Origin of the sequence: Christiangramia sp. (assembly GCF_029937855.1) — a bacterium.
GTDB lineage: Bacteria > Bacteroidota > Bacteroidia > Flavobacteriales > Flavobacteriaceae > Christiangramia.
In genome coordinates this window covers 1-3,362 of record NZ_JAPYPC010000068.1, presented here as the reverse complement: position 1 = coordinate 3,362, position 3,362 = coordinate 1, and the positions used below count along the sequence as shown (strand labels likewise).

Genomic DNA, 3,362 nt, shown 5'->3' with positions numbered 1-3,362 from the left:
GGCTAGCCCCCAATGATTTAATTTGAGTTGCATTTATATATTGAACTTAGATATTTTAAATTGTTTGAAATAAGAGATTTATATGGAATCTTATAATTAAAATCAAAAAAGTAACTAAACCATATATGGGACATAAGCAGCTAACTTTTTTATTTTAATACCGTTTGATTCATTTTTCATATCTAACATTTGACTATAAAAAAGCCATCATTCCAAGAATGGTGTTTCCATAGCTTTACCTTTTAGACCTAAGAAAATGGATTTGTGAGTTTAAAAACTGGCGATTATGTGAAACTATATTAATACTGAGGCTTCAGATTTCCTGTGCGTGGTAAAAAGGTATTCCTGCATATAAAACGCCGCCGCTGGCTCAACAAACAAAATCAACAGGTTGTTCAGCGTGACTGGAATTTAGTAGCACAGGGGATCCATATGACCGTCTAGTTCGCTGCTTTTTTAAAAGTACTTAGTCAGTAATAAAGCCTCCGACTGTCATACCATCGGTGGATTTTATGGGGTAGAAACGGTCAGAAGCTCCAACGCCGGTATAAAGATTATTTAAACGATTTTATACAGTGGGATCAAAAATCCCCTTCCAAAGGATGGCTCATCTTTCCTCAGAACATAAGCTCAAAGCTCTCTATAGATGAAACCGCACTCTCCCAAGGAGAACTTTATACCATCATCACCAATAAAATAGCAAAGAGAAAAAAGGTAAGTATCGTAGCTATTTTTTCGGGAACCCTGGTAGAGCCCATAATCGCACAACTGCTTAAGATACCAGCTTCAAAACGTGGACGAGCTAAGGAAATTACTCTTCGAGCAATATCCAGATATAAAGTTGGCCTTTAATTTCTTGCAAAGACTCAGAGATATATTCAAGAAGGCAAAATAAGTGGAAGCAGCCTATACAAAACTCGCACACTGGTACAAAGATGTAGAAGACACGGGATTCAAAGCCTTCAATACCCTTGCAAATACCATAACCTTTAACTACAGGTCTATACGGAATTATTTTATCAACAGGAGCACAAACGCATAGGCAGAATCCTTTAATGCAAAAATTAAAGTCTTTAGAAGTCAGTTTAGAGGAGTGAAAAATGTAGAATTATTCCTTTATAGATTAACTACAATTATTGCATAAACACAACAATTAAACTTGATCCCTTTTAGATGTATTCAATAAATATTATATGATGTCAGGAAAAATAAAAAACCCCATAAACAGTGAAGTTTATGGGGTTTTGATGTAATTTGATATGTTAAAAGTACTCGAGGCGGGAGTGCCTGAAAATTCGTTCAGGCCGGTTCTATTGGGCTTTTCAGATAGTCTATTTTGGAGTGTCCCCGAATTGGACACCTTTAACCAAGTTTTAACTTCTCAAAACTTCAAATTCGATTAATTGAGAACAAATTTTTTAAATTTTATTTTTTTGATATATGTAGTCATTAGTCTTGTGAATCCTAGTTAAAAATACAATTCTGAAAGCAATTCACAACTATCCGGGGGGCAGTTAGGGAACTCTTTAGCCTGTGAATCCTAGTTAAAAATAAATTTAAATTAAAGACCTTTCGCCTTCTCAACCAATTGCTTGAATTCCATCTTAAAACCATACTCATCTGCCAGGTTTACAGAATTTAACCACATGAGTACTTTATCAAAACTGCTGGTTCCTTTAAACTGTGAATCCCTTATTAACATAGAAAACGAAGCCACACCGGCCGTAAACTTCATATAAACTGATGATTGTTCGAAAGAGTTTCCTTCGTCGAAAATTTCCAATTCCATAGGCACGCTAGTATCATCGTTTGGTTGTTTATATCTGAAATCTATAGCAAAAGCAGGAAGGCTAAAGTCTGGACTACTGGCAGGAATAATTTCATAAAGAGCAGTTATATTTTGATCCGCACCAATCTCCCCGGCATCTTTTTCATCATCTTCAAAATCTTCTTCCTCTAAAATCCTATTTTCATAACCAATAAGACGATATGCTTCCACATTTTTCGGATTAAATTCTACCTGAATTTTCACATCCTTCGCTACGGTATAAAATTTATTATAGTCGTAAATAAATACCTTGCGTAACTGTTCCAGGTTATCTATATATTCATAAGTTCCATTCCCGTTATTGGCAATCTGTTCTAGTGCGGCATCGTTTAAATTCCCCCGACCCACACCAAGGACAGTTATAAAAATACCTGATTCCCTTTTTTCTTCAATTAATTCAACAAGTTCATCCTGATTTGATATGCCTACATTAAAATCTCCATCAGTACCAATAACAACCCGGTTATTACCATTGTCGATAAAATTTTCCTGGGCTATTTCATAAGCAGTCACAATACCTTCGGCACCAGCGGTACTACCCCCGGCGCCTAATTGGTCTATAGCATTTTTAATTTTCTGTTTTTCGTTCCCTGGAGTAGATTCTAAAAGAACCCCTGCAGATCCAGCATAAGTCACAATGGCTACTTTATCCTGATCGCTTAATTCATCCACAAAATATTTAAAGCCATTTTTTAGCAATTCCAGTTTATCTTCACTTGCCATAGAACCAGAAACATCGATAAGAAAAACGAAGTTTGAAGGTGGTAAATCTGCCTTTTCTATAGGTTTACCTTTTATTCCTATCCGCACCAATTTATTTGCATTATTCCATGGGCTCCGACTAACTTCTCCATTAAGGGCAATTGGGTGTGAACTATCATTATAATCGTAGTTAAGATTGAAATAGTTAATCAGTTCCTCAGTACGAATCGCTCCTTTAGGTGGTAGCTGATTTTCCTGCATGATGAATCTCCTAATGTTGGCATAAGAAGCTCCATCGGCATCTATTGAAAAAGTTGAAATTGGTTCTTCTTCGGTATAAATAAATTGATTTTCCTCATATTCGTTATAGGAATCCCCTGGGAGTGCAATAACCCCTGGGTCGTATTCTCCGGCTGGTGAACCAGTTTGGTTATCAGTATTAATACTTTCACCTGGTTGATCTGTTTCACAGGAAAATTGTACTAAGGCTAAAAAAATGAGAAGGTGTTTTAAATTTTTCATGTCTAATGGGTTAGTATTTATTAGATACAGGATATTTAGAATAGTTGCGTGGAAAAACCGGTTTTATTCTAAAAAAAATATTCCAAGTAATGGAATATCATGAGCTTATCACCAAATTGGAATAACTTGAAGATAGTTGAAATAAAAGTAGTAGCGTATAATGCGCCCCATATCTGCCATAACCTTGTGCGTGGTTCCTATGCTGATCTTTTATAACGTACGGTAAGTTAAGTAAAAACAGCATTTTAAAAGATTCCACATATTCGGTTTTTCATGTTAATCCTGCTGAAAGCAATTCATAAAGAAAGAA

Annotated in this window: 2 protein-coding genes; one reads left to right on the top strand and one right to left on the bottom strand. The window is 35.6% G+C overall.

All coding sequences use genetic code 11. The features are described 5' to 3' along the window. Positions 1–895: 895 nt before the first annotated feature. A complete protein-coding gene (locus Q1K34_RS17870; RefSeq protein WP_300442081.1) occupies positions 896–1,042 on the top strand; it encodes a transposase in 147 nt (48 codons plus the stop codon). A gap of 519 nt (positions 1,043–1,561) precedes the next feature. Here Q1K34_RS17870 and Q1K34_RS17865 read toward each other — a convergent pair. Continuing rightward, entirely contained in the window at positions 1,562–3,052 is a 1,491-nt protein-coding gene (locus Q1K34_RS17865; protein ID WP_300442078.1) for a VWA domain-containing protein, read from the bottom strand. Positions 3,053–3,362: the final 310 nt, after the last annotated feature.